The organism is Mangrovibacter sp. MFB070 (assembly GCF_000705335.1).
Lineage (GTDB): Bacteria > Pseudomonadota > Gammaproteobacteria > Enterobacterales > Enterobacteriaceae > Mangrovibacter > Mangrovibacter plantisponsor.
In genome coordinates, this window is sequence record NZ_JJMI01000034.1 from 74138 (window position 1) to 95959 (window position 21822).

20 protein-coding genes and 3 tRNA genes are annotated in these 21822 nt (G+C 47.1%); 8 read left to right on the forward strand and 15 right to left on the reverse strand.

Features of this window, described 5'->3' with window-relative positions:
* Positions 1 to 858 precede the first annotated feature (858 nt).
* A complete protein-coding gene (locus DT73_RS16650; RefSeq protein WP_036111845.1) occupies positions 859 to 1356 on the forward strand; it encodes a non-heme ferritin-like protein in 498 nt (165 codons plus the stop codon).
* A gap of 127 nt (positions 1357 to 1483) precedes the next feature.
* On the opposite strand, the gene DT73_RS16655 is transcribed toward DT73_RS16650, so the two are convergent.
* Entirely contained in the window at positions 1484 to 1732 is a 249-nt protein-coding gene (locus DT73_RS16655) for a DUF2766 family protein (protein WP_036111849.1), read from the reverse strand.
* A gap of 360 nt (positions 1733 to 2092) precedes the next feature.
* Between DT73_RS16655 and DT73_RS16660 the strand changes: the two genes are divergently transcribed.
* A complete protein-coding gene (locus DT73_RS16660; protein WP_036112008.1) occupies positions 2093 to 3655 on the forward strand; it encodes an MFS transporter in 1563 nt (520 codons plus the stop codon).
* Positions 3656 to 3716: 61 nt separating this feature from the next.
* Here DT73_RS16660 and azuC read toward each other — a convergent pair whose 3' ends face one another.
* Both azuC and DT73_RS16665 read right to left on the reverse strand, forming a co-directional pair.
* Positions 3717 to 3800 (reverse strand): stress response protein AzuC, encoded by an 84-nt coding sequence (gene azuC / locus DT73_RS26250; protein ID WP_110026387.1) that lies wholly within the window; start codon positions 3798 to 3800, stop codon positions 3717 to 3719.
* Positions 3801 to 4368: 568 nt separating this feature from the next.
* Positions 4369 to 5004: an RpiB/LacA/LacB family sugar-phosphate isomerase gene (locus DT73_RS16665; RefSeq protein ID WP_036111851.1), complete on the reverse strand. Its 636-nt coding sequence runs from the start codon at positions 5002 to 5004 to the stop codon at positions 4369 to 4371.
* A gap of 380 nt (positions 5005 to 5384) precedes the next feature.
* Here DT73_RS16665 and yecR point away from each other — a divergent pair, with 380 nt between their 5' ends.
* The 3 genes from yecR (at position 5385) to DT73_RS16680 (ending at position 9526) form a co-directional block, all read left to right on the forward strand.
* Positions 5385 to 5717, forward strand: a complete 333-nt coding sequence (gene yecR / locus DT73_RS16670; protein WP_036111853.1) for a YecR family lipoprotein — start codon at positions 5385 to 5387, stop codon at positions 5715 to 5717.
* A 219-nt stretch (positions 5718 to 5936) separates the two neighbouring features.
* On the forward strand, positions 5937 to 7925 hold the full coding sequence (locus tag DT73_RS16675; protein WP_072006985.1) for a bifunctional diguanylate cyclase/phosphodiesterase: 1989 nt from the start codon (positions 5937 to 5939) through the stop codon (positions 7923 to 7925).
* Positions 7926 to 8065: 140 nt separating this feature from the next.
* Complete coding sequence (locus tag DT73_RS16680; RefSeq protein ID WP_036111857.1) at positions 8066 to 9526, forward strand: TrkH family potassium uptake protein; 1461 nt, start codon at positions 8066 to 8068, stop codon at positions 9524 to 9526.
* On the opposite strand, the gene DT73_RS16685 is transcribed toward DT73_RS16680, so the two are convergent.
* Entirely contained in the window at positions 9523 to 11004 is a 1482-nt protein-coding gene (locus DT73_RS16685; protein WP_036111860.1) for a sensor histidine kinase KdpD, read from the reverse strand. The two genes, DT73_RS16680 and DT73_RS16685, sit on opposite strands and share 4 nt — an antisense overlap.
* A 2-nt stretch (positions 11005 to 11006) precedes the next feature.
* Positions 11007 to 11723, reverse strand: coding sequence for a response regulator transcription factor (locus DT73_RS16690; RefSeq protein WP_036111863.1), 717 nt, complete (start codon positions 11721 to 11723; stop codon positions 11007 to 11009).
* Between the two features lie 291 nt (positions 11724 to 12014).
* Here DT73_RS16690 and ftnA point away from each other — a divergent pair, with 291 nt between their 5' ends.
* Entirely contained in the window at positions 12015 to 12512 is a 498-nt protein-coding gene (gene ftnA / locus DT73_RS16695) for a non-heme ferritin (protein WP_036111866.1), read from the forward strand.
* A gap of 95 nt (positions 12513 to 12607) precedes the next feature.
* On the opposite strand, the gene DT73_RS16700 is transcribed toward ftnA, so the two are convergent.
* From DT73_RS16700 to yqfB, 3 genes are all read right to left on the reverse strand, one after another.
* Entirely contained in the window at positions 12608 to 12847 is a 240-nt protein-coding gene (locus tag DT73_RS16700; RefSeq protein ID WP_036111870.1) for a YecH family metal-binding protein, read from the reverse strand.
* Between the two features lie 575 nt (positions 12848 to 13422).
* Positions 13423 to 14298 (reverse strand): dihydrodipicolinate synthase family protein, encoded by an 876-nt coding sequence (locus tag DT73_RS16705; RefSeq protein ID WP_036111873.1) that lies wholly within the window; start codon positions 14296 to 14298, stop codon positions 13423 to 13425.
* Positions 14299 to 14317: 19 nt separating this feature from the next.
* On the reverse strand, positions 14318 to 14635 hold the full coding sequence (yqfB, locus tag DT73_RS16710) for a N(4)-acetylcytidine aminohydrolase (protein ID WP_036111876.1): 318 nt from the start codon (positions 14633 to 14635) through the stop codon (positions 14318 to 14320).
* A 385-nt stretch (positions 14636 to 15020) separates the two neighbouring features.
* Between yqfB and DT73_RS16715 the strand changes: the two genes are divergently transcribed.
* On the forward strand, positions 15021 to 16178 hold the full coding sequence (locus DT73_RS16715) for an iron-containing alcohol dehydrogenase (RefSeq protein WP_036111879.1): 1158 nt from the start codon (positions 15021 to 15023) through the stop codon (positions 16176 to 16178).
* A 193-nt stretch (positions 16179 to 16371) separates the two neighbouring features.
* Here the strand turns inward: DT73_RS16715 and DT73_RS16720 are convergent.
* The 6 genes from DT73_RS16720 to uvrY form a co-directional block, all read right to left on the reverse strand.
* Positions 16372 to 16458: transfer RNA gene (locus DT73_RS16720), tRNA-Leu, on the reverse strand.
* Between the two features lie 8 nt (positions 16459 to 16466).
* A tRNA-Cys gene (locus tag DT73_RS16725) sits at positions 16467 to 16540 on the reverse strand.
* A gap of 48 nt (positions 16541 to 16588) precedes the next feature.
* Positions 16589 to 16664: transfer RNA gene (locus DT73_RS16730), tRNA-Gly, on the reverse strand.
* Positions 16665 to 16810: 146 nt separating this feature from the next.
* Complete coding sequence (gene pgsA, locus DT73_RS16735) at positions 16811 to 17359, reverse strand: CDP-diacylglycerol--glycerol-3-phosphate 3-phosphatidyltransferase (RefSeq protein WP_036111882.1); 549 nt, start codon at positions 17357 to 17359, stop codon at positions 16811 to 16813.
* Between the two features lie 56 nt (positions 17360 to 17415).
* The gene (gene uvrC / locus DT73_RS16740) at positions 17416 to 19248 is read right to left on the reverse strand and encodes an excinuclease ABC subunit UvrC (RefSeq protein WP_036111886.1); all 1833 of its coding nucleotides are present in this window, start codon (positions 19246 to 19248) and stop codon (positions 17416 to 17418) included.
* Positions 19245 to 19901 carry a UvrY/SirA/GacA family response regulator transcription factor gene (gene uvrY / locus DT73_RS16745; protein ID WP_036111889.1) on the reverse strand — a complete coding sequence of 219 codons (657 nt, stop codon included), beginning with the start codon at positions 19899 to 19901 and terminating at the stop codon, positions 19245 to 19247. Before uvrY ends, uvrC begins: the two co-directional genes overlap by 4 nt.
* A gap of 538 nt (positions 19902 to 20439) precedes the next feature.
* Between uvrY and DT73_RS16750 the strand changes: the two genes are divergently transcribed.
* Positions 20440 to 20664, forward strand: a complete 225-nt coding sequence (locus DT73_RS16750; protein WP_036111892.1) for a DUF2594 family protein — start codon at positions 20440 to 20442, stop codon at positions 20662 to 20664.
* An 88-nt stretch (positions 20665 to 20752) separates the two neighbouring features.
* On the opposite strand, the gene sdiA is transcribed toward DT73_RS16750, so the two are convergent.
* Positions 20753 to 21475 (reverse strand): transcriptional regulator SdiA, encoded by a 723-nt coding sequence (gene sdiA / locus DT73_RS16755; RefSeq protein ID WP_036111895.1) that lies wholly within the window; start codon positions 21473 to 21475, stop codon positions 20753 to 20755.
* Positions 21476 to 21822 lie beyond the last annotated feature (347 nt).

Genomic DNA, 21822 nt, shown 5'->3' on the forward strand with positions numbered 1-21822 from the left:
TCTGTGCATAGATTCAGCAAATAAAGGCATAAAAAAGTGCTAATATGTATGATGAATCAGAACAGGATGAGCAGAAAAATCCATATGACCAGCAACCAAATCCTTGTTAAGTGATCGCCTCACACCAGGAGTAATCTGCTGCTTGTCTAAGATGAGGTTTACCGGCAGTTGGCCGCCAGCGGGTGGGAAATCTGTACAAAGATACATCTCAAAAATATTTAATAAAACTGTCACAGTCAGGCATCTCTGATACATTCCTAATCATTTTCGATTCATTATATTTTTTATCAACAGCCTTTCTGTTTCATTTTATAAGAAAAACACTACAACCCGGTTCCGGTCTCATACAGAATAATAATGTTAACCAGACTGAATTCGTTAATTACAATGGCTAAATCATGTTAATAATAAATAAACAACAAGTAATATCCTGACTAAATACTCAGGAATACTTTGACCAGAAAGCAAAGAAAGTAAACCACATATCAATAAGATAGCAATCCCTTCATCAAAGTCTTTTTATGTTCATTTATTAGCCAGCAAATAGTACACTGAATCAATAAAGTAAGTAAGCGTAAAAATTTTCACTAAGAGTATCCTTATTTTTATTCTGGTTGTATGCTAAAAATAGTTAACAAGGAATAACTGCGGGTAAACATTGCACAGTTATGTTGGAAACAATGCTATTGAGAACGGTTACGTTCCAAACAGTATTGTTTAATACAATGGAGTTCATGGCACGGTGTTTAAAACAGTGCCGTACAAAATAGATACAGGCTGGTGATAAGTTTGCAGCATTTATTCAGTTTCTTCGTGAATTAACAAAATCACAGGTTTCCAGAAAATAAGGATATTGTTATGGCCGTAACTGATATTGTTTCGAAGTTGAATGTACAAATGAACCGAGAGTTTTACTCATCTAACCTCTACCTGCAATTAAGTGCGTGGTGCATTGAGCACAACCTGCACGATACCGCGCACTTCCTGCGAACGCAGGCCCAGGGGACAGTAACACTGATGATGCGTTTTTTCGATCATTTGAAAAAAATGGGAGAAAACCCGGTCGTGCAACCACTACAGAATGGCCTGACGCCTGGTTGCAACTCACTGGCTGTGTTGTTTGAGAAAATGTTGAATGACTACCGTTTTCGTGCTGAAAGCCTGATTCAATTGCAGGATGAAGCAATCAGCATCAATGATTTGTCCACACTGTTATTTTTACAGCAAATTGAAAAAATCCAGCGTAAAGATGGTGCCGTATTAGTAAAAATGCTGGAAATGGTACGCGAAGCCGATGCATCAGGGATGTGTCTCATGCAAACTGACCATATTCTGGCTAAAGCTGCAACAGCGTGATGCCAGGCCAGTAAATTCCTGCCCGCAAAGCGTAAAGCAGCCCTTCACTTAATCCTGGCAGGCCTTCCCCGCTGAAATATTGGGGTTGGCCTGGTTACTTCCCACCAACCCTCTGTACCAAAGGCCGTTAGTGAGCGTCGTTTTGGCGGGTAAATTTCAGCTCAATCAATGCAACGGCCTTTTGTACCGCACGCAACGTAACCGGATCAGCTGAAGGGTGGCCGGCAAAGTCAATAGAACGGAGTTGGGTTGCCATTTTCTCGCGAACTTCCACCGGAGCGATAACATCAATGACATCCAGTATTTGTTTAATCACTAACTGGCATGCAACCACATCAGAGACCAGCTCATCTTCCTTGCTAAAGGATCCGGACATTTTTCTCTCCTCATCAAAAACGCATATGGTACCGGGATACAGCCCGGAACGGTAGCCCGGCGGGAGAAATCCATGTAAAAGCTGGCTTCCGATGGTATTTGTTTGAAGCAGTTCGCTAAAAAGTGTGTGGAATATCGGTATCTTTTATTCCCTTAAAAACTAAAAACACGTATCGCTACTATATCTTTGAAATAAAAAAACTCAGCACACGTCTCATATTCATCACTTCTTTACGTAAAAAATGACTATTAGTGACACCCTTCACATTTCAATACACAAATTCAAATTATAAGAACCGTAATATCTAAAAAAATGAAACAGAGGTTCAAAATGAATTCTGGTAAAACGTCTCCCCTGAACATGACGGGGCAGCGGCAGGTCAGTTTGCGGCATCAATTGGCCTACGGTGGGGGAAACTTACTCGGTAGTGGCGCGCTGGCAATTAGTGGGGCATGGCTGCTCTATTTCTACACAACTTTTTGCGGCCTGACACTGATTGAGGCTGCTTTTATCTTCTCTGTTGCCAGTATTATTGATGCCATCAGCAACCCACTAATGGGTTATTTGACCGATAATTTCGCCCGGACGAAACTGGGTAAACGCTTTGGACGCCGCCGCTTTTTCTTAATGCTCGGCGCACCATTGATGATGTTTTACCCTTTACTTTGGGTTGAAGGTTTTGGTTTTTGGTACTACCTGGTAACTTATGTCACCTTCGAGCTTATCTATACGTCTGTGATGGTCCCTTACGAAACTCTGGCAACAGAGATGACAGACAATTTCACACTGCGTTCTAAACTGACCGGATACAAAGCAATTTTCGGGAAGCTGGCAAATTTCCTCGCTGCCTTTATTCCCGGCCAGTACATTCTTATCTTTGGTAAAGACTCTGCTCAGCCGTTCTTCCTGACTGGCCTGACTTACGGGGTCATTCTGTTTGTCGCGATTGGTTGCCTTTACACCAGCACCTGGGAAAAAAGTAACCCGGCGGAACAGGACAACAACGATAATGCACCACGGACAGTGACCGGTACATTACTGTCACTGGCAAAAGATATGTCCTCAACATTCCATTTACGGGTTTTCCGTAAACACCTCGGCATGTACTTATGTGGATTTGGTGCAGAATGGTTGTTTGCATCGATATTTACTTACTTTGTGATTTTCGTATTACAACATGATCCAGCAATGGTTGCCGGGCTGAATAGCCTCAACTCAATTCTGCAACTCTTCTCCACCGCGCTGTTTATTGGTGTATGTGTTAAGTATGGTTTCAGCCGCCCGTATATTATGGCGCTGAGCGTGGTTATGGTGGCTGTGCTGTTTTATACCGCACTGTGGTTTTTCCACTTACCGGTACACAGTGCCACTATTCTGATGTTTGCTATTACCGTTCTGTTTGGCCTGGGCACTGGTGGTGTGTATTACATCCCCTGGACGGTGTATACCTTCCTGGCTGATGTCGATGAAGTATTTACCGGCCGTCGCCGTGAAGGGATCTATGCTGGCGCGATGACATTTGCCGGGAAAATACTGCGTTCGGCAATTGTTTTTGTGATGGGCGCGATTCTGAGCTACTACGGTTTTCAGTCTAAAGCTCACACTCAACCAGACAGTGCAGTAACTGCCATTGCAGTTGTCTTCTGCGTTGGTGTGATTATTCTGGCTCTGGCAGCCGTAATATTCAGTAGCCAAATGAAACTTAACCGCCGCACACATCTGGTAGTTCTGGAAGAAGTAAGCCGCGTGAAAGCCGGTGGGAAACTTGAAGATATCAGCCCGGAAGCCCGCCGTGTAATTGAAGAGCTTGTTGGTCACCCTTATGAAAATTGCTGGGGTAACAGTAAATTGTTCAGTAAAGACAAGGCGGATACAACGGATTCTGCAGTCGTTGCTGCACCGGCTGCTTCAACACGCCATTAGTACCGCACGCTGTACGCCGGACATAAAAAAACCTGCTTCGTTATGGAGCAGGTTTTTTTTATCAAAACATTGCGCCCGGCGGGACGTCTTTGAATGTTTTGCAGTAGTTTTCAAACATGCTTTTCAGAATGCGACGCAGTTTCATGGTCAAACCTCATGTATGTTATGCAGGTGTTGCTCAACTTGGGTATATAATATGACCACCATCACAAAAATCAACTGTTTTGTGAGCTGCATCGCAAAATAATCCTGGTAAATTTAAAATTTTGTTAATAAGCAACGTATTGTAACCCTCTCCTCTGCAGCTTTTTGCTTGCCACGTATGAGTCCCCCGCACTGGCACAGGGAAACAATACAGTTGTTACCACGTGGAGCACTGGGGAAAGGCGATAAGGTATGAGCGCATGTTAATCGCGTTGATGTGGTAGCAATTACGTCACACGGGTGATGAGACAGGCCAGGATCTGTGAAGATGTTGTGTCGGTCACTCAACTATCCGTCTGGCCATAGACGAGGAAGTTACATCTTTTCGGGGAATACCCTTAGGGCACTCTATTGACCGCTGTTGACGCCGGTCGAACTTCGCGCTTAACGTTTGGGCCACCGGGGAAAAGCCTTACCTGCCAGATGTTCTTGTATGTGTGCCTGCTACCTATTCTGGCGCATAAAAAAAGCCAGCATAAGCTGGCCTTCGAAATTCTAAGCGTTGTTAGTTAGCCAAGGAGCTCGCGAACAAATGCTTCAATCTCTTTATCCTGGCAATGTTCAAAGAAGCATTTCTGGAAACGCTCGCCAGAAACAGCTGTTTTAACCAGCTCGCGGTCAACCGCACGTAAACCTTCCAGGTAATCCTTAACCAGAGCACCTTTTACCTGGTTCAGAATACCAGCGTTGCGCACTTGTGGCTCTTTACGCTCTGGCGGGTAACCCTCCCCTTTACGTCCAGTGAACGCTTTTTCAAAGATAAAGCGTACGTTCAGTTCTGCGCCCCAACCAAAGCCTTTAGCAAAAGGTAAAGAAAGCGCGTTGCCATTGTTGATCTGGGCAAACAGGAAAGCATCTGCCGGGTCAATACAGTAACCACACACTACACCCGGGTGGATGTTCAGTGACATCAAAGCGCCCTGGCCTGTGCCACACCCCGTCACAACGAAATCAACAGCTTTTGAATTCAACAGCAGGCTTGCCATAATGCCTAAGTGGATATAAGTCAGGTGGTGGTCCTGCTCATCGCTCATACCCACGTTGAAAACTGACAGGCCTTTTTCATCAGCAACCGCATTCAGCTCTTTAAGGACAACGGCATTCTTACTTGCCTGACTGTTTTCCATCATCAGTGCAACTTTCATTCTATTCTCTCCTGAATCGTAGCGTGGTTTACCCACCAGATTTGCGACTTGATGCGCTAACAATACTATCCTATGAACATACTTTCAAATTTAATGAAAACTTGTTTTAAAAATTACAGTCTGGTTCACAATTTACTTTCTTATTGCCGGTAAAGCACATCATGAACACAGAGCAGAAAGCCGGATTGCCAGCCCTGGTCACTTAGGGTTCACAGCCGCGGCATCATGCTTATCTGGCAAGTCGCAACCTGGTGGTATGCTGGCACAGACTTCACATATTGAGTAATAACGCACTGGCAGCGCCCTTTTCCCCTTTATTCAGCCGATTGCCCTGGTCACCAGTCACCTACAATCTGATTTATTTGTCACAGGCACTGGGCATGAGAACAATAATTTTAGCGGTTTTATGTGTGTTGGTAGCGGGTTGTACCATAACGAAGACACCTGAATTTGTCGGTGGTGACCGAAATAGTGGTGTTGTCCGCCTGGCCTACGACCTGCCGCCTCTGCAAAATGCTCATGTAGACCAGTACATGGCGCAGAATAATGCAAACCGGGCTTGCCAGGCCTGGGGTTACGCCACAGCACTGTCATTTGGTGATCCAATTACTACCTGTACCACAACCAGCGCATCTGAGTGCCTGAACGAGCAAGTGACCACCTCCTGGTTATGCCAGGGGCAACTGATTCAGAGTAATACAGCAGGCTATTAAGCAGAGAATGCCCGGTAACGGGCAATCTCCTGTGGCTAAGCGACACTATTACGCAGGTTAGCCACATTTTACAAAGAGCACCCGTGCGTCTGCGTTTACCCGCAGAGATGGCAGCAATGCTAAAGCCATTTTTTTATTCTTTATTGTGCGCCCTTCAGACGAATATTGCGCACGGCATCTATACTTAACCCTGTCCAGGTTAGTCGTTTTTCAGGTCTGATGACATTAAAAATATCATTATGTTACAAGCCGTATTACGGCCCGGATGACGACATGAATGAAGATAACGAACGCCAGAAACTCTACTTACGCGAAGGGAATAAGCTACTTTATGGCAATGCCTTTAATGGGCTTGCGATTAGCGGGCTGGCCGCCATAACCCTTGCGCTCAGCTTTCTTACACCAGAAACCCGGGCCGGGAAAATCACCTGGCTTACCGTTATGCTGGTTATCCTGGGTTTACGCTGTGTTGATATTTTTATCTGGCGCCACCTTCCCAGTGAACAGCAGGGCAAAGGCCGCTACCACCGGCGCTTCAGTATTGGCGCATTAATCACGGCAGCCGTCTGGTCTGCTTACAGCCTGTTTTTTTACCCCAGTTTCAGCCCGGAAGAATTCACCTGTGTGGTGATTATTTTGTCCGCCATGGCGGCGGGAGCGACCTGCATTCTTTCCGGCCATCCCCTACTGGCAACGTTGTATTCCTGCATTATGTTACTCCCCTGCTCACTTATACTGTTGATGCTTTCAGACAGTTACAGGGTTCATTTAGGTATTCTTGGTATCTTCTTCACACTGGCAATGGTGTTTTCAGCCCTCACGGTGTCCCGTTATATTCGCAACGCAATTTTTCTCAAGTACAAAAACCTGACCATGCTGGAACATATGGAAGACCTGGTACGCCAGCGCACTCAGGATTTATACAAACTTTCACGAATGGACCCACTGACTGGCTTGTATAACCGTTCAACTTTTCTGGAACAGGCAAACCAGCTAACTGAGCGGTTCCACCAGCAACAAATTAATGGCTACAGCGTCTTTTTTATTGAACTGGATAGCTTTAAACAGATCAACGACACGTTGGGGCACACATACGGTGATGCACTCCTGCGCAAGTTCAGTGGGCGCCTGCGTGAATTCTCTGATGACAACACCTGGTTTTGCCGCTGGGGCGGCAACGAGTTTATCTTTGCCACCGCGCTGACCGACCCGGGTGAATTATACTGGGTGGCCGATGCCATGCTGGTGAGGCTTGGTATGCCTTACCGCATTGACGAAGAGCAGATTACCCCTCGTTCAACGATTGGTATCGCCATCTGCCCTGAGCATGGCGACAGCATGAGTAAACTTATTCAACTGGCCGATATTGCAATGTATGCACAGCAAGACCAGGTCCATGAACGTATTGCGTTCTACAACAAGGCACTGGAGCAGAGCCTGTTACGCCGTACCACGTTACTTGAAGCCCTGCGCTCTGCACTGGCCGCTGGCGCGCTCAGCCTGGCATTGCAACCTATCGTGACGGCAAACAGCCAGCGTATTGCTGGCTTTGAAGTTTTGCTGCGCTGGAATCATAACGGCGAAAACATTTCTCCTGCGGAATTCATTCCACTGGCGGAACAAAGCGGGCTGATTGTGCCTGTTGGTTATTGGGTGCTGGAGCAAGCCTGCCAAATACTGACAGAGATGCCTCACACCACCGCCAGTCTGTCGGTCAATGTTTCGGTTATCCAGATGCAGGACCCACAGTTTGTCGCCAATGTGGCTCAGGCGCTGAGCGAACATCAGATAGCACCCGGTCGGTTACACCTGGAAGTGACAGAAACTTTTTTTCACCAGGAGCAACAAGGTGTGAAAGAAACCATAAGTCGGCTACGCTTGCTGGGTGTTAAAATTTCTATTGATGATTTTGGCACAGGCTATTCAAGCCTGTCCGTGATACAGAACCTCAATATTGATTACGTGAAAATCGACCGTGCCTTTGTGGCCAATATTTTTGATAAAGGGCAGTCGATAATCGCTGCGGTAATGACCATTGCCCACGGGCTCCATTTCCAGGTCGTTGCTGAAGGTGTGGAAACGCCGGAACAGGCTGCACAATTGGCTAAATTTGGCGTCCATTTTATGCAGGGTTATTACTTCAGCAAACCACTGCCCCCGGAACAGGCGCTGGCGCTATTACCACATAAAAGACAAGACAGCGCCTGATACAGATTGTTGATTTGGTGACCAGACGCGCCGTGATAGCATGTTGAGGAGCAGATTTGTGTTATATTTCACACTCTTTATTGTCAGCGTTATTGGCTTTACTTTCCGAATGACGCGCTGTTTTATGGCATGACGCAGCTATGCAAATCTCATCACGCACTAAAATTGTCGTTCATTTATGTGGGTTTTTAGTCCTCCTTTATAGTCTTTCCATGATCCCTCCCATGCTGCTGGCCCTGATTGATAAAGACCGCAGCCTGTTCGCTTTTTTAACCACCTTTGTCTGTTTTTCTGCGCTGGGTGGTTTTTGTTGGGTTACCACGCGCCAGGAAAATGTACAACTTAAAACACAGGACGGTTTCATCATTATCGTTCTGTTCTGGTTACTGTTTTCAGTTATCAGCGCCATGCCTTTATGGCTTAACGACAGTCTGCATATCAGCCTTGCCGATGCACTGTTCGAAGGTGTTTCCGGAATAACCACCACCGGTGCTTCAATATTCAATAATGTCAGCCTGTTACCCCGATCCATACTGTACTACCGCGCTCAGTTAAATTTCGTTGGCGGTTTAGGCGTTATCGTACTCGCTGTCGCCGTACTTCCGTTACTGGGGATTGGGGGCATGAAACTTTACCAGTCGGAAATGCCCGGGCCATTTAAAGAAGAAAGGCTGACACCGCGGCTGGCGGATACATCACGTAACTTGTGGTTTACCTATTTACTGCTCGGGCTGGCCTGCACCGTTGCATATATGTTTGCCGGGATGCCGTGGTTTGACGCTCTGTGCCACGGGTTGTCCACGGTCTCGCTGGGCGGTTTTTCCACCCGAACAGAAAGTATTGGTTTTTTTAACAGCCAGCCTGTCGAACTGGTGGCGGGTGTGTTCTCACTGCTGTCAGGGATTAATTTCACACTCTATTTTGTGGCCATAATACGCCGCAGCATTCAGCCTTTTCGCCGCAACCCTGAACTGCGTTTTTACTTTATTGTCGCCGCTATTCTGGTTGCCATCGTGGCCCTCGAAGTGTGGCGCGCCGGGATGTACTCACCTGGCGAATCGCTGGTGCATGCCTTTTTCCTTACCAGTTCCATGCTCACAGATAACGGTCTGGCTACCGGGGACTATGCCCACTGGCCCACGCACACAATCGTGTTACTGCTCAGTGCCAGCTTTTTTGGCGGATGTGTTGGCTCAACCTGTGGCGGGTTAAAAATGATGCGCCTGCTGATTTTACTCCGCCAGAGCCGCCACGAAGTACACCAGCTCGCCCACCCGCGTGCGCTAATCAGTATTAAAGTGGGGAAAACAGTGATGAGCGACCGGGTTGTTCGCTCAGTGGGGAGTTTCTTTTTTCTCTACGCAGCCTGTACTGGTCTGTTTATTTGGTTGCTGAATTTAATGGGCTACGATCTGCTCACTTCATTTGCAACCGTCGCGGCCTGTATCAACAACATGGGGCTGGGTTTTGGGGCAACAGCCAGCGGGTTCGGCGGGCTGTCGGAAAGCGCCAAATATTTAATGTGTGCGGCGATGCTGCTTGGCCGCCTGGAAATCTACCCGGTTCTTATCTTGTTTTCACGTACCTTCTGGCGCAGTTAACCTGCCGACTGGCTCTGAGTAGCCAGGGGAAGCGTAAAGCGGAAACAGGCCCCCGGGCAGGATATCAACTCAATCCGGCTACCATGTAACTGCAGGATTTGGTGAACCACCATTAACCCCAACCCGCCCCGGGACAAGCTTTCACCTTTCAGCAATGCCGGGCGGGTAAACAACTGGCTGCGCTTCTCTGGCGGTATGCCGGGCCCGTTGTCGGCGACCTCCAGAATCATATTTTCTGACGCCGGCCAGGCGCGAACAGCAATGGTGCTCCCCTCAGGTGTATGGCGAATCGCATTATCCAGCAGGTTCGTCAGCACGCGTTCAATCATGCCCATATCTGCACTGACCACCGGCAACCCGGCCAGTGGCTCAACCTGCAAACGCTGGTTACGTGTTTGCGCTGCCAGCGTCATTTTTTGCATTACATCCTGTACCAGGTCTTCCAGAGAGAACAGTGTTTTATCAGGTGTTATCACGCCGTATTCCAGGCGGGCCAGCTCAAACAACGACTGCGCCATTTGGCTCACCTTGCGGCTTTCGGACAGCGCGATTTCCAGATACTGGCGTTTTTCTTCATCCGAAAGATTGTCACTCAACAACAGAATGGATTCGATATAACCATGGATGGCGGTTAGCGGTGTGCGTAGATCATGAGAGACCGTTGCCAAAAATGCCCGACGCTCCTGGGTTTCCTGGGCAAGTTCAGCCCACTGGCTGGCAATTTTTGCTTCCATAAGGGTGACCCCTTGCGACAGGCTTACCAGTTCCTGGGTCATACTGCGCGTATCAGGCACTGCCTCAACAGTAACGCGTGGTTGCGCCAGGCTAATTTGCCTGACCCGGCGCTCCAGTGCCCTGACTGGCCTGGCCACCCAATGAAAAGTCGCGCCCCCAAGAATCAGCAACATAATAAGCAGTAACACCAGGGACGCGGCAACCATGACACCAATATTATGCTGCCAGGCCATGGCATGCAGCGCGCTGTAATGTTCCCCTTGCAGGATCACATAGACATACCCGCGAACTTTACCCTGGGAAATAAACGGTGCTGCACTGAATACCTTTTGCCCGTGTAGCTTGCGGGGATCATCGCCATAAACCGGGAACGGGTCGCCATGCAAAAAAGCGGTTACCGGCTCAACAGACACTTTCTGGCGTTTAAGATGCCCGGGAGGTGCGGCATCGTTAATGATCATCCCCTGAGGGTCAATCAGGTATAATTCCACATTCGGGTTAACCGCCATCAGGTTATTAAACAGCGCCCGGGTTTGCTCCCCTGCCATACCTTCATCCGCAAGGCGCGGGTACTGGCGAACCAGGTGCTGAGCCAGGCCAGCAGACAGTTGCTGGACAACCGCATTACCATAATTACGCGTCAGAGAAACCTGAATACCCGCCAGCAATGCGCCGCCAGACACCAGCAACAAAAGAAATAGCGCAGCCAGCCTGCGCGGTAACGTGCCAAATAGCCGTGTCACTCTCAGCCCTCACTGCCTGGCGGCAGAAACTTATATCCCTGCCCCCATACAGTCACAATGAGCTGTGGCTGTGACGGGTCAATTTCTAATTTAATACGCAGGCGGTTAATGTGCGTATTCACCGTGTGTTCGTAACCTTCATGCTGGTAACCCCACACCTGGATCAATAAATCCAGCCGGGAAAAAATTTCCCCTGGGTGGCGGGCAAAGAAATAGAGCAAATCGAATTCCCGGGGCGTGAGATCCAGTACCTGTTCATTCAAGATTGCATGCCGGCTGAGAGGGTCAACGGACAAGCCCGCGAAATGCAACACCCCGGCATCGCGTTTGAGCGTATCGCTCATGGCTTGCTGGCGACGAAACAGCGCATTAAGGCGGGCTAACAATTCTGGTGCCGAAAACGGCTTGGTCACATAATCATCTGCCCCCAGGTTCAGACCCTGAATGCGTTCAGTTTCGCCTGTGCGGGCACTGACGATGATAATGGGCATATAACGAGCCTGAGTCCTGGCCTGGCGGCAAATCTCAAGGCCATCCACCTCAGGCAGCATCAGATCGAGAATCAGCGCATCCCACCCGCCGCGGTTAAGTAACTGCACGCCACGCGCGCCTTCAGTTGCGAGCGTTGTTTCATAGCCTGCGTTGCGCAGATGTAGTTGTAACAAACGGGCAATATGTGGGTCATCTTCAATGACCAATACGCGCCTGGTCTCACTCATGAGGCCTCCTGCTCACTGATATTCCCTGAGTTTACACAAATCATCACCGCAGATTTATCACATTTTATTTAACTTTATGCCAGACTGCGCATGCCGTTATCTGGCGAAAAAAATACGCTTTTCCCCCTGAGCTGCCGGGTAATAAATGCATCTTATTCTCTTTTCATTTTATGAGTAATTATCAGTCCCACAGAATAAGATTAAATACCGTAATTACAATTGCATACAACTATTTAACTAATTATATTAGTTTGCTGAAAACATATTACCAGGTACGCAGGAGATCAAAACATGTTAAAAGAAGAGATGGTTAGCCACCTGAATGACCAAATGAATCTGGAACTTTATTCTTCCTTGCTCTACCAGCAAATGAGCGCCTGGTGCAGCTACCACAGTTTTGAAGGGGCCGCGGCTTTTCTGCGCCGTCACGCACAGGAAGAAATGAGCCATATGCAGCGCCTGTTTGACTATCTGACCGATACCGGCAATTTACCTAAGCTCGCCGCTATTCCGGCCCTTACCGCAGACTATGCCTCTCTGGATACGCTGTTTACTGCCACTTATGAGCATGAACAATTAATTAGCAGCAAAATTAATGAACTGGTGCATGTGGCAATGACCACGCAGGATTATCCGACATTCAACTTCCTGCAATGGTATGTTGCCGAGCAGCACGAAGAAGAGAAGTTATTCAAATCTGTTATTGATAAACTGCGCCTTGTTGGCAACAGTGGTGAAGGGCTGTATTTCGTAGATAAAGAACTGGCCACACTGGATACCCAGGCCTGATTTATAACACAACACGATGCCGGTAAGCTTAAACTTACAGGCATCGTAGTTTTCCAGGAAATGTGCCCATCACTTTTTTTGCGTTAATGGCATGCTTAATGCTGGCAAATTTTATCCGGGCTTGTAGTAAACCCCTGCCCTTCATCAATAAACTTCCCTTTCTGCGCCAGAAAAGCCACCAGGGCTTCGGCGTCAAGGCCACTGGCTGAACAGGTGTGATAACGTGCCTGCTCACCAAATTTCTCTTTAATTGCTGCTGCAAGCGTTGCCGCAGTCCATGGGGTTTCCGCTTCCAGCATCATCTTCAACACTTCATGCCCGTGAACAGATTCCATCTAATACACCTCAGTTAAAAGAGAAAGCTTACGTAATATCACCGGCTACAGTGTTGAGCCAGAACAATGAATGAACAATTGAATAAAGCATGTCGATGAGAAAAATCACTTCGGAGTTATACAAAACGAAAGAAGATATTTGGTGGGAATTTTAAATAAAAAAAACTGGCAGTTCGACATCGAAACTGCCAGCCAATTACGAGCAGAGATCTTGAATAGGTTCTTCCTTAAGTCGAATTCTTTATACAGGTTGCACCCATTCAAGTTCAACAAAATATTTTCACCTTACGGTTAAATTAATCTAATTAAAGAAATTTAACCTTAAAAAACATGAAGTTGAACATAAAAAATAATATAGGTAATACTCTATAATCAATAAGGGGTATTTTAAGCGGCACTAATATTTTACGTGCCACTATAAGCACTGATTTATTTAGCAGGAAACCAGTAATGACATAATATTTAATCTGCAAGTAATCACAGATGGTATCATTTTAACCGTTACTTAATGTACCCCAGACTGAAATTATTCAGGGCACCAAAGTACCCTGGTAAACGGAGTGACATCAGTTACTTTACCACTGAAGCCTTTCCATCACTGCCCTGATTTCAGCCAGTGCATTTTCTGCCACAGGTTGAAGCGGCCTGGGAAGGCCATCGCAAGGGGTTAGCCCGGCAAGAAGTGCCATAGCGGCGACCACTCTCAAACTACCGTGCTGGCGGAACAACTGCCATACTGGTTCCAGCTGTTTATTTATTTCGCCACTTTCTGACTGCGCACTGCGAAGCAATGCCTTGCACATCTCAGGATATAACCCGGCAAGCACGGAATACCAAATATCAAACCCGCCGGCTATCGCAGCCCACGCATAAGCATCGCCACTAATTCCCAGTGAGACTTGTTCAGGTAACTGACTACGCCAGTATTGTGCCAACCGTGCGGCTTCACGTTGCTCTGCCGCCACACCCGGAAATTTAACGGAAGCAATATTGGGCAAACTGGCAATATGGGTGAGCAGCGCATCACTAAAATCAAAATGTGTGGTTCGAGGGTTAATATAGACACAAACAGGCACAGATGACGCCTGGCTTACTGCTTGATACAACCCGAATACTTCGCTATCGGATAAAGGCTGGTAGGAAAGTGGCGCCAGTAAAACAGACGCAGCCCCAGCCTGCTGCGCGTCGTCAAGGTGTTGTAAAACATCACGCTGGCGATTGGCGCCAATTCCCACCATCACCGGGATACCTTGTGCGGCTTCAACAGCTAACTTCGCTAATAGTGCCCGCTCTTCGCGGTTAAGGTAGGCATAGCTTCCCGTCGAGCCCGCCACACAAATGCCATCAATTTTCGCGGCAGCGAGCCGCCCAATTATCTGCGTAAAAGCCCCTAAATGAAGTTGTTGTTCATCAAGCGGTGTTAATGGAAATGCGTACAGACCTGACAGCATAGTAACCCCTCATTAAAGGTTAGCATTCATCAATACGGCGAAAGGAAATCACATACAATTGCTGCTCTCCCGGATATATCTGGCTGATAACAGCCTGCAATTCTGCCAAAGACATATTTTCCTGCCGCGCATGGTCATTTGTTAAATCACCGGGTGCGACAGACACAACTGAAATGACTTCGATAGTGCAAAAAATATCATTATTGTCTTCATAACCCACGCGTAATTTCTCGCCTGGGTTAAAATGTGATTCAGCCTGATTGCGAATAGTAATTGTTTTCTTATCGCTTAATATATCAGCAGCAAAGCGCCGATAAAATGTTATATCCGGTTTCATAGTTACCCTTTCAGCCTGTTCTGTACATTCCTGTACGTTTTATTGCGCAATTACACTATGTTACGTCATTTTCGCCATGGGCGACGTGCAAATTATGTAAATAACAATGCTCCATATTGTTAAAATAACCATTATTTTTGTGAGGATGTTCACGGTTATCCTAGTGTAATCCCTTTACATTGCGTGGGCATGTTCAGCCAGCGTTGCTGCTATAAGGCAAAAATTCTCATTTAAAACAGTGAGCTGTATGGCTATTGTTGCAGTGCAGCAAGAGCCGCGACTCATTTTTGTAGCAGCATCCCAGCCTGTGATTTTTGTTAACAATGGAAGGTACCGCTGTCTGTGCACCACGTAATTACTCTCAATAATGAACAGGGGAAGATCAATGTCGACATATTATTTTCTGCCCACCCGTAATGTATTTGGTGAAGACAGTGTTCAGGAAGCCGGAATTCTGGCAAAAACGCTAAATGTTAAAAAGATCCTTATTGTTACTGATGCTTTTTTAGCAAAGAGTGGGATGGCAGATAAAGTAGCAGCCATCTACCAGGAATCAGGGATCGATGTACATATTTTTGGCGGTGCAGAACCCAACCCGACAGATAAAAATGTGGAAGAAGGCATTATCTGTTATCGCGAACATGGGTGTAACGCCATTGTTTCCCTTGGTGGCGGTTCTTCTCACGACTGCGCCAAAGGTATTGGCTTGCTTGCTGCAAATGGTGGCAATATTCGTGATTACGAAGGGGTTGATAAATCCAAAAACGACATGATCCCATTAATGGCCATTAATACGACGGCAGGTACTGCTTCTGAAATCACACGTTTTTGTATTATTACTGATACACAACGTAAAGTGAAAATGGCGATTGTTGACTGGCGTGTTACCCCGCAAATTTCCATTAATGACCCGGTACTGATGGTTGGCATGCCTCCTTCACTCACGGCTGCAACCGGGATGGATGCCCTGACCCACGCTATTGAAGCTTATGTTTCTACCATGGCAAATCCGCTAACAGATGCAGCCGCACTGAAAGCCATCACCATGATCACGCAGTACCTGCCTAAAGCTGTCGCCAATGGCGAATATATGAAGGCCAGAGACAATATGGCCTATGCTCAATACTTGGCGGGTATCGCTTTCAATAATGCCTCTCTGGGATACGTGCATGCAATGGCTCACCAACTGGGTGGTTTTTATAACCTGCCACACGGTGTATGTAACGCTATCCTGCTGCCTTATGTTGAGTCGTTCAATTTGATCAGTAACCTGAACCGGTTCCGTGATATCGCTGAAGCGATGGGGGAATGCGTGGAAGGCCTTTCTACAGATGAAGCGGCGGCAAAAGCCATCACAGCAATTCGCCGTCTGAGCAAGCAAGTTGGTATCCCGGATTCACTTAAGAGCCTGGGTGTTAAACCAGAAGATTTCGCCATTATGGCAGAGAACGCGAAGAAAGATGTTTGCCAGTTGACTAACCCGCGTAAAGCCACCAAAGAACAGGTGATTGAACTGTACCGCCAGGCATATGAAGGCGAATAACCAGAGTTCTGTGCGGGGCTATTAACCCGATGATCGCAAGACCTGATGCCTGGCATCAGGTCTTTTTCTTATATAACACCCCTTCCGATACCAGGCTGTAATATACCGAACAGAATTTCAGGCATAAAAAAACCGCCTGCCTGGGCGGTTTTAACGACACTGCTTTTCATTGATTTTATTCTTGATTTCCCCATGGTACCCGGAGCGGGACTTGAACCCGCACAGCGCGAACGCCGAGGGATTTTAAATCCCTTGTGTCTACCGATTCCACCATCCGGGCAGGGAAATTGGAGGCGCGTTCCGGAGTCGAACCGGACTAGACGGATTTGCAATCCGCTACATAACCGCTTTGCTAACGCGCCGAATTTTTGCCTTTACAGCTGATAACCGCTTTCGCCATTACCGATAACTGGAGCGGGAAACGAGACTCGAACTCGCGACCCCGACCTTGGCAAGGTCGTGCTCTACCAACTGAGCTATTCCCGCATATCGAAATAAGTTAATCACTTGATTTTCTTACTAACCGGCGAACCGTGCCGCCGTTCGATGCGTTGCATTCTACTTACCTGACGCACTGAGTCAACGAAATTTTCTCATTCCCTGATCGTTTGCTGAATTTTGCGCCGAATAGATCACGGTTCGAGCAAATCGCCGCGTGCTGCGTCCAAATACTGGAACATTGACCAGAAAGTCAGAATGGTGGCAATGAACAGCAACCCAATACCGGTGTATTCGATCCAGACATTTGGCCGCCAGAGCATGCCAATCAGTGCCAGCATTTGCGCGGTAGTTTTGACCTTACCCACCCATGAAACAGCAACACTACTGCGTTTGCCAATTTCGGCCATCCACTCACGCAGGGCAGAAATAATAATTTCCCTGGCTATCATCGTCGCCGCAGGCAGTGTCACCCACCAACAGTGGTAATATTCGGCCACCAGCACCAGTGCTGTCGCCACCATCACTTTATCGGCGACAGGGTCAAGAAACGCGCCAAAACGTGTGCTTTGGTTCCAGCGACGGGCAAGAAAACCGTCGAACCAGTCGGTCACAGCTGCCAGACAGAAAATAAATGCACACAAAAATGGCGCCCATTGGAACGGCAAATAGAACGCCAGAACAAAGAACGGGATCAGGATGACACGAAACAGCGTCAATAGTGTTGGTATATTAAATCGCATAGCGTCGCTAACTGTTTGTCGTAAGTGAGAATTTGCTCTATGTTGCTACAGAGGCCCTAATGTTTCAATGCATAGAAAATCTTTTCTGCCAGTGCGTCTGAAATTCCTGGCACTTTTGCGATCTCCTCTGCTGACGCATTACGCAAAGGCTGTAACCCACCCATAAATTTGAGCAGCATTTGCCGCCGTTTAGGGCCGATCCCTTCAATAGATTCAAGGCTGCTGGTACTTTTTACTTTCGCCCTTTTTTTACGATGCCCACTAATGGCGTGATCGTGTGACTCATCACGAATGTGCTGTATCACATGCAATGCCGGTGAATCCGGTGGCAACGAAAAACCTTCCCCTTCGGGTTCGAAAAACAAAGTTTCCAGGCCCGCTTTACGATCACTTCCCTTTGCCACGCCCAACAGTAATGGGTGCGTTTTATCCCATGGGACATCCAGTTCAGCAAACACCGTTTTAGCCTGGCGCAGCTGCCCTTTCCCGCCATCAATAAAAATTACATCGGGAATTTTGCTGTCATCAATCGCCTTACCATAGCGCCGCCGCAGTACCTGGTTCATAGCGGCATAGTCATCGCCTGGCGTTATACCGGTAATATTGTAGCGCCGGTAATCAGCCCGTAGTGGTCCATTCGTATCAAAAACCACACAGGATGCGACAGTTTGTTCACCCATTGTGTGGCTGATATCAAAACATTCCATCCGCCTGATCTTAGGAAGCTTAAGAACCTCAGCCAGTGCAGTAAGGCGCTGGTGAATGGTTGACTGCTGCGACAACTTAGTAACCAGGGCTGTCGCGGCATTGGTACGGGCAAGTTTCAAATAACGGGCCCTGTCACCGCGTGGGCGCGTTTGTACATGTATTTTTCGCCCGGCGAGCTCAGACAGTGAATCGCTCAGTAAACCGGGTTCGGCCAGATTGAAATCCAGCAGTATCTCGCCAGGCAAAGTGCGCGACTGGCTTCCCTGTAGATAAAACTGCCCAACGAAAGTTTCCACCACTTCGCTAAGTTCTGTGCCACCTGGCACTTTCGGGAAATAACTACGGCTTCCCAGTACCTTGCCCTGGCGAATAAATAGTACATGGACACAGGCCATACCAGCATCGAATGCCACGCCAATTACATCTAAATCATCGCCAGTATTAGAAACAAATTGCCTTTCAGTTACCCGGCGTACAGCCTGAATCTGGTCTCTTAACCGTGCTGCTTCTTCAAATTCAAGTGACTGGCTGGCAGCCTCCATACGCGCCACCAGCATCCGGATAACCTGGTCGTCTTTGCCAGACAGGAACAAACGCACATACTCAACTTGCTGAGCGTAATCTTCATCGCTGACAATGCCTTTAACACAAGGCCCCAGGCAGCGGCCAATTTGGTATTGCAGGCAAGGCCGCGAACGGTTGCGATAAACATTATTTTCGCACTGGCGCACAGGGAATACTTTTTGCAGTAACGCCAGAGTCTCGCGAACAGCATAACCATTCGGGAAAGGTCCGAAATACTCGCCTTTAGCATGCTTTGCACCACGGTGCATCGCAAGCCTTGGGTGGTGATCGCCGCTCAGAAAGATAAAAGGATAGGATTTATCATCACGCAACAGTACGTTGTAACGTGGCTGATAAAGCTTAATGTAGTTGTGTTCAAGAAGAAGAGCTTCGGTTTCTGTATGGGTGACGGTGACGTCGATTTGGGCTATTTGAGCGACCAGCGCTTCGGTTTTGCGGCTGGAGACCTTAGTACGGAAATAGCTGGATAACCGTTTTTTCAGGTCTTTCGCTTTCCCGACATAAATGACAGTAGCCTGGTCATCATACATCCTGTAGACACCAGGCTTGCTGGTCACGGTCTTTAAAAAGGCTTTTGCGTCGAAATGTTCACTCACTGACTTGCCAAAGGCTCCGTGTTACAAAGGCCATGACGAATCGCCAGATGGGTCAACTCGACATCGCCACTAATATTAAGCTTACTGAACATCCTGTAACGGTAGCTGTTCACTGTTTTCGGGCTGAGGTTGAGTTGTTCTGAAATTTCATTCACCTTTTGGCCGCGCGTTATCATTAATATGATTTGCAATTCGCGCTCAGATAAAGAGGCAAAAGGTGATTCTGTTTTCTCTGGCTCTATCTGGCTCAGCGCCATTTGCTGTGCAATATCTGAAGCGATATAGCGCTGCCCTGAGTGCACCAAACGAATGGCGTTCACCACTTCTTGCGGCGCGGCACCTTTGCTCAAATAGCCGGAAGCCCCTGCCTGCATTACTTTTGCAGGAAGTGGATTCTCAGTATGGATCGTTAACATGATGACTTTAACTTCAGGCGTGGCGCGCACAATTTTGCGGGTGGCTTCAAGACCACCAATGCCCGGCATGTTCATGTCCATCAGGACAACGTCCACCGGATTTGCGCGGCAGAACTTCACAGCATCTTCACCACAGGCTGACTCACCTGCAATACGAATGCCTTTGACATCTTCCAGAATGCGTCGTATCCCTGCGCGCACCAGTTCATGGTCATCAACAAGAAACACGTTGATCAAGGGAGTATCTCCAGAAAAGGGATAACGCTTCATGCCCTTCACATTTCCAGTTGCTGCGGGTCAGTGCCACCAGCACACAGGCGCTGGTTCTCAGCAACTCGATTTATTCCGGGTATATACATCATTTACTGTTTCATAGTACCGGGTTTTACAGCAACTTGAAATTGCTAAAAGAGACAACATCAGTTTTTTACGCCAATTGTGAAATTTTATCATGAGGCTAAAGATAAAAATGCAACATAGTGGTGAAAACCAACACAATTATGTAAGTCTGTAACACCGGACACAGATTTGCTCTGTCAGGCTTTACCCTGCTCTTTATTTCCTGCATCCCGGTAAATGTTTCGCTGGTTGGCATTCGCCTCTGCGTTCATTTATTCGTCAAAATGAAAGAAAACGATTATCGTTTATTGTATTAAACACGTTGCAATACAGTTTTCCTGACAGAGGGAATATAACTCGCATAAGCTATGCTATAATGCGCCCCTTTCGTCACACATTGTGATTGATACATTGTATCATTTTAATGAGGTATCCAATGAGTCAGCCTGATTTATCCACTAATGAAAATCTCCAGGAAATTGCCCTGGAAATCACCTGTCTGAAAGCGATGGTCACCCAAATGCTGAAAGCTCTGGGCCAGGCCGATGCTGGTCGGGTGATTATTAAAATGGAAAAACAGATTGCAGAAATGGAAGATCCGGCTCAGGCAGCCGTATTTACCAACACAGTTAAGCAAATTAAACAGGCTTACCGCCAGTAATCATTTGCAATAACAGAAAAGGCCGGTGGATATTCAGATATCTCACCGGCCTTTTTACTTCCGTCTGCACGCAGAACAACCTTGCCTTTCAGATAAGCCCTGTAGCCGCGGCATAACAGGCTATTTGAGTTTTATTCGGCGCATTAAACTTCTTTTGCATATTCTTTTGATGGAAATTCACCGTATTCTCAGAGATAGATAAAATCATGGCGATTTCCGCCGAGGTTTTACCTTCTGCTGTCCAAAGTAAAATTTCCCGTTCTCTTTTGCTGAGCTTATACTCAACAGACTGCACTGCCTGTTCATCAAGACGATTAAGGGTAACCATGCTCAATTCAGTCAGTAACTGAAGATGTAACGATGTTTCATCATCGCTTAAAGCCTGTTTACGCTTACATTCCGTTGATACAGACAAGAACCCAATAGCCCTGCTCGGTGCTATAAGGCATTGTGTGACACCAAATCTCAGACCGTGCGCCTGCGCAGAAGCCCAAAAATCAGGGACATCCCTGAACAGTGACTCATTCCACGGCAGATAGCCAAGATTATAGTTTTCCGGCCGTAACACCGGGTCTATTTCAAAGTAGTTATTCGAAATATATTCATTCTGCCATTCCTGACTGTAAGTTGAATAAACAGTTAACTTAGGTCTGGTAAAAGGAACCGGATAGCGAATACACAAAGCGAAACAATCATAACCAATCAATTGAGTCTCTTCAGTTAACAAGTCCCACAGTTCCTGAGTTTGTTGTACTGAATTAAACCGAGACTTCACTTCGCATCGCCAACTAAAGAAGTTGGTATTTCCCATTATTTTTCTACATCTCCTAATCTGGCACCTGGACCGACATGGATAAAATACCATACAAATAGGAAAACGTTAGTGTAAAAGGCAATTTTCTCAGGAAAAATCTTATTGATTATTGGATGATTGTGCTACTCGCTTGTATTGACAGCGTTTATACCCATCACGCTAATAATTACCCATATCGATAGTATAAAATTACTTAAGAATTATCTTACCATTGCTTAATAATCACTACGCGCTGCAGGGTATTTGCATTATGGGTGGCGATAGTTTCAGAATAACTAGTGGGAATAACCCCGTTGGCAGGGAGCCCGGTATAAGAAGGAAACCGGCAATGGAAACGATACAGA

Coding starts and splice junctions, on each gene's coding strand:
- DT73_RS16650 (WP_036111845.1), top strand. CDS start 859: ATGGCCGTAACTGATATTGTTTCGAAGTTGAATGTACAAATGAACCGA.
- DT73_RS16655 (WP_036111849.1), bottom strand. CDS start 1,732: ATGTCCGGATCCTTTAGCAAGGAAGATGAGCTGGTCTCTGATGTGGTT.
- DT73_RS16660 (WP_036112008.1), top strand. CDS start 2,093: ATGACGGGGCAGCGGCAGGTCAGTTTGCGGCATCAATTGGCCTACGGT.
- azuC (WP_110026387.1), bottom strand. CDS start 3,800: ATGAAACTGCGTCGCATTCTGAAAAGCATGTTTGAAAACTACTGCAAA.
- DT73_RS16665 (WP_036111851.1), bottom strand. CDS start 5,004: ATGAAAGTTGCACTGATGATGGAAAACAGTCAGGCAAGTAAGAATGCC.
- yecR (WP_036111853.1), top strand. CDS start 5,385: ATGAGAACAATAATTTTAGCGGTTTTATGTGTGTTGGTAGCGGGTTGT.
- DT73_RS16675 (WP_072006985.1), top strand. CDS start 5,937: ATGACATTAAAAATATCATTATGTTACAAGCCGTATTACGGCCCGGAT.
- DT73_RS16680 (WP_036111857.1), top strand. CDS start 8,066: ATGCAAATCTCATCACGCACTAAAATTGTCGTTCATTTATGTGGGTTT.
- DT73_RS16690 (WP_036111863.1), bottom strand. CDS start 11,723: ATGAGTGAGACCAGGCGCGTATTGGTCATTGAAGATGACCCACATATT.
- ftnA (WP_036111866.1), top strand. CDS start 12,015: ATGTTAAAAGAAGAGATGGTTAGCCACCTGAATGACCAAATGAATCTG.
- DT73_RS16700 (WP_036111870.1), bottom strand. CDS start 12,847: ATGGAATCTGTTCACGGGCATGAAGTGTTGAAGATGATGCTGGAAGCG.
- DT73_RS16705 (WP_036111873.1), bottom strand. CDS start 14,298: ATGCTGTCAGGTCTGTACGCATTTCCATTAACACCGCTTGATGAACAA.
- yqfB (WP_036111876.1), bottom strand. CDS start 14,635: ATGAAACCGGATATAACATTTTATCGGCGCTTTGCTGCTGATATATTA.
- DT73_RS16715 (WP_036111879.1), top strand. CDS start 15,021: ATGTCGACATATTATTTTCTGCCCACCCGTAATGTATTTGGTGAAGAC.
- pgsA (WP_036111882.1), bottom strand. CDS start 17,359: ATGCGATTTAATATACCAACACTATTGACGCTGTTTCGTGTCATCCTG.
- DT73_RS16750 (WP_036111892.1), top strand. CDS start 20,440: ATGAGTCAGCCTGATTTATCCACTAATGAAAATCTCCAGGAAATTGCC.
- sdiA (WP_036111895.1), bottom strand. CDS start 21,475: ATGGGAAATACCAACTTCTTTAGTTGGCGATGCGAAGTGAAGTCTCGG.